Raw genomic sequence first — 3,910 nt, 5'->3', positions numbered from 1 at the left:
GGCGGGAACGAGTGGACGAGCCGCGAGGAGATCGTCGAGGTCAGCCCCGGGCGGTGTGAACGGCTCACGCTGACGTACCGCGTCAGGGACGACATGGGGCGGGTGGGGTCCGCGTCGCGGGTGATCGACGGCGAAGGAGGACGGTTCTGCGACGATGTGGAACCGCCCATCTGAACGAACGAGGGTGGCCATGCAGACGATGAGAAGACTCGGGGCCGGCTTCAGCGTGCTCGTGCTCGCGGCGTGCGCCGGGGAAGAACCCCCGTTCGACGCGGCCGCGGCGACGGCTCGCGTCGGGGATCTCCTGTACGCCCGCAACCTGATCTCCGATCCGGTGGTGAACGAAAAGGTGCGCGGCTACGTCGCCGCGGTGGACCGGGACGGCGCATCCGCCGATTCAGTCCTCCGGGAGTTCGACCGCTGGCTGGCCGAGTGGTCGCGGCGACACCCGGACCGGGTGGCACGCGCGCGTCTCATTCCGGCCCCGCCTGAAAAGGGATTTGTTCAGGCACGGCGGCCGGCCGGGGGCAGCGCCGTGCCGTAGCGGGACAACAGAAAACGGGTCCCGGCGCGGGCGCCGGGACCCTCCTTTGAGGGCGGTTGCGGTCAGCGAAGCCGTGTGATCCGCGCGATGAACGGCGCCGTGCCGAAGTCGCTGAACGTGAGCGAGACTCCGGGTCCGGGCACGGCTTCGAAGAGGAAGTACAGGGCCGCGTAGCTCCCGCTGGCGACGCCAAGGGCGTGGAGGCCGTCTGCCGTCCTCGAAACGCGGCGGAGTGGCCCGGGGTCATCCGGTACCCACGTCCGCAGCTGCGGGAGCTCGCGTGCGGCTACCGCCGCCGGGTCGATGAGGTCGTCTGTCGCCTCGGCCAGGCTCCACCGGTCCAGCGCCGTGACGGGATCCAGGCCGACCAACCCGGCCATGGACGGGAAGTCGTAGCTCTCCAGCCCCATGACACGGGAATAGAACCGCTCGCGTGCGCTGCCGAGAGCGGCGTCGCCCCACTGCTCGCGCAGGTACATGAGCAGCCGCGTGCCCTGCTCGTAGGGTCCACGCTCCCAGGCCCAAGGGCTCTGGTCGGGCCGCTCGCCGTAACCAGTGTGGTAGAAATCCGTGCTGGGAATATCCGGACCATCCGCTAGTTCATGGCGCGCGCCGGTCGGCTGGTTGGACGCCAAGCGCGTCGCGGTTTCCTGAACGGTTTGCGCCCAAGCCTCAAAAACGTCGTCCCACCCGGAGGGGCCCCGGCCAAAGACGTTGCCCCAGCGCCGCACCGCGAACACGTCCTCCGCGTGATGGCCGTATTCATGGATGAGGTATCCCGCCACCACCGGCACCTGCGCATCGTACATCAATGGCACATCCGGCCCCAAGCTGTTCGCCACCTCCGAGAACCAGCGACACATCGACTGCGGCATCCCGGCGAGGTCGACGGTGTGGCGCGCGATCCCGGTACGGAAGACGTGCCACGTCCGGCCTCCTCCGCCGCGGACCGGCTGGTAGTCCGCGCCGAAGACCTCGCGGATCGCGGGGAGCGTCCACCGCTCCGCGATCTCGGCAAGGCGCGCCAGCCGCGCCCTGCTCGCGTCGCTGGTCCACTCGGCCCAGTACCTGGTTCTCTCGTCGACGGCGATGACCGTGCGGCCGCTGCTGGACACGGCCAGCACCACCGCGCCGAACGTGGGCACGCTGGACTTCAGCGCGCGGCAGATGTTGCCGTTGCCATACCACTCAGGGCTGTCGTAGTCCACCCAGCGGACGGTGTCGCCGGGCATCGCGGTCGCGTAGGCGGGATCGAAGGGCTCCGGATTCTCCGAGTAGAAGTCGCTCCCCGGCGTGACGTCGTACACAGCGCGCCTCGGCTCGCGCGGTGCCGGCGCGCGGGTGGCAGACCCAATGGTGAACATGGTGGGCGTGCCGCCCGCGGCCGTCCAGGTCCGTACGGTGAACATAGGCACCGCACCGCGTGTGTCGGCGAGCGAGGGATTCAGGACCGACATCACGAAGCTCTGCTCGCCAGCCGGGAGCTGGATGCAGGCAGAAGCGAGTTGCTCGCGCGACAGCACCCGGCTCTCGCCCACCTCCATCCGCAACACGGAGGGAACCGTGAGCGGGGCGGAATGGGTGAGGTTTCCGGCGCGGATCGTCACCAGCCGGCCGTCTGTTTCGCACGATCGGCCGGGCGGCATGCGGAAGCGGATCTCTTCAGCCGTCCGTGCCGTCGGCACCACGTTCTGCCCGTCTACCGTAATGCTGGCTGGAAGGAGATCCAGCGCGGCTCCGACCAGCACCCCTTCGCCGCCGGACACCAGCTGCGCAGAGGTGATGGCGGGCGTGCGCTCCGGCGGCTTGCTCTCTCCGCCAGCCGGGTTCTTGTCGCAGGAAAGCACGCCGGCGAAGAGCAGTCCGGCTGCGAGGAACGCCGTTGAAAGTCCTTTCTTCATCGTGGTCTCTGCCTGTCACGAAGAACGCCGAAGCGCGGCGAGGACTCCCGTCCCCGCCGCGCGGATACACGGTGCGGATCTCCACACCGGCCCACCCACCACATCTTCTCCGTGGGGTCGCAACCCCCCGCCTTCTCCGTGGCGTTGCAACCCCACCTTCTCCGTGGACCGGCGCTCCCGAGTCGATCCCCGGCCTCCCCCATGCGCTTCATCTCAGGCCGCCGCGAGACCTCGCTCGCGGAGGAGAAGGCGCAGATCCTCCACCGCGTGGTGCGTGCGGCTCTTCGCGGTGCCGACCGGGATCCCCAGCCGCCGCGCGGCCTCCGTGTGCGTGAGCCCTTCCAGGAAGTGCAGCTTCGCCGGCTCGCGGTAGCGCTCTTCCACCTGCAGCAGCACCTCATCGATGATTGCGCGGGTCTCGCGTTGCTCGGCGAGCTCGTCGGGGAGCGGGTCGCCGTCCACCGGGTCCATCATCCATCCTGGCTCGATCTCAGGGTCCACCGCCATGTCCGAGAAGGTGGTGACCCGGCTTCGCTGCACCCCCCGAGCGGCATTGATGGCGATCCGCTCGGTGATGGTCTTGCTCCAGGTGGAGAACTTCTGCTGCCGGTCGTACGAGGCCCGGTTCCGGATGATCCTGATGAACACCTCCTGCGTCAGATCCTCCGCCCGAGAACGCGTCGCGGGGTTGCGCAGGAAGTAGCGCAGGATCTTCGGCTGATACCGGTTCACGATCTCGCGCAACGCGCGGTCCGAGTCGGTTTCCACGTAAAGCGTGAACAGCTCCTCGTCACTCTCCGGCAGCGGGGCGAGCTTCGGCGGGGGCGGAAGCTTCGGCCGATGGGATGCGCTCTGCACCGCCGTCGCCGGTCCTGCGTCTGTCATGGCGGCCTGCAGGGGGCCGCCGTCACGCGATCCTCCTTCGCGTGTCGGGTCTGTGGCCACTGGACTTGCTCCTTGATCGGAGGGTGTAGCTGGCGCCCTCGCTGCGCCAGCTTCGCCACTCTTCGGCACCCGGGCTGTCTCGGGGAGACCCCTAGGTTTGCGGACCGGCCTCGCGACCGGGGTGCTCTTCAGGAGTGGGGCAACCGAACTGGGAACGTGGTTTTGGACTGGAGCAGACGGGATCGTTCCATCTCCCGCGCTGCCGGGCTGGGATGTGTGGATTACGAGGTGCGGTCCTCTCTTGCGGCTGGCTGTGTGGCTGTGTCGCCCGGGGAGCAGGAGGTGTCCGGGACGTCCCTAGTGGGTGTTACCCCGGCGGCGAGGAAAGAGTTTTTTATTGTGTCACGTGGCGATAATTCCGGCTGACAAGAAGCAAACGTTTTAGAAGGTTCGTTACTGACACCGCGCTGCCCCGGAAAGGTCCCTGCCACTCTGGTACCGCCCCTCGCAGGCAACTCGGGGCAGCGAAGCGAAGATCCCCCCGCAGATGCCGTAAAGACGAATGAATGCGGCTCATTTT

The 3,910-nt window shown here is 68.1% G+C and carries 3 protein-coding genes and 1 riboswitch; of the genes, 1 reads left to right on the top strand and 2 read right to left on the bottom strand.

All coding sequences use genetic code 11. The features are described 5' to 3' along the window. Window positions 1-184 precede the first annotated feature (184 nt). Window positions 185-544: a hypothetical protein gene (locus tag VFZ20_RS26670; protein WP_329687007.1), complete on the top strand. Its 360-nt coding sequence runs from the start codon at window positions 185-187 to the stop codon at window positions 542-544. A gap of 62 nt (window positions 545-606) precedes the next feature. On the opposite strand, the gene VFZ20_RS26665 is transcribed toward VFZ20_RS26670, so the two are convergent. Next, complete coding sequence (locus tag VFZ20_RS26665) at window positions 607-2,445, bottom strand: hypothetical protein (RefSeq protein WP_329687006.1); 1,839 nt, start codon at window positions 2,443-2,445, stop codon at window positions 607-609. Window positions 2,446-2,658: 213 nt separating this feature from the next. Next, window positions 2,659-3,330: a sigma-70 family RNA polymerase sigma factor gene (locus VFZ20_RS26660; protein ID WP_329687005.1), complete on the bottom strand. Its 672-nt coding sequence runs from the start codon at window positions 3,328-3,330 to the stop codon at window positions 2,659-2,661. 121 nt (window positions 3,331-3,451) lie between these two features. Then, a riboswitch (cyclic di-GMP riboswitch) is annotated at window positions 3,452-3,526 on the bottom strand. Window positions 3,527-3,910: the final 384 nt, after the last annotated feature.

It is taken from the genome of Longimicrobium sp. (assembly GCF_036280135.1).
Taxonomy (GTDB): Bacteria; Gemmatimonadota; Gemmatimonadetes; order Longimicrobiales; family Longimicrobiaceae; genus Longimicrobium.
The sequence above is the reverse complement of the archived record's forward strand: the minus strand, read 5'-3'. Positions and strand labels throughout refer to the sequence as shown.

Coding starts and splice junctions, on each gene's coding strand:
- VFZ20_RS26665 (WP_329687006.1), bottom strand. CDS start 2,445: ATGAAGAAAGGACTTTCAACGGCGTTCCTCGCAGCCGGACTGCTCTTC.
- VFZ20_RS26660 (WP_329687005.1), bottom strand. CDS start 3,330: ATGACAGACGCAGGACCGGCGACGGCGGTGCAGAGCGCATCCCATCGG.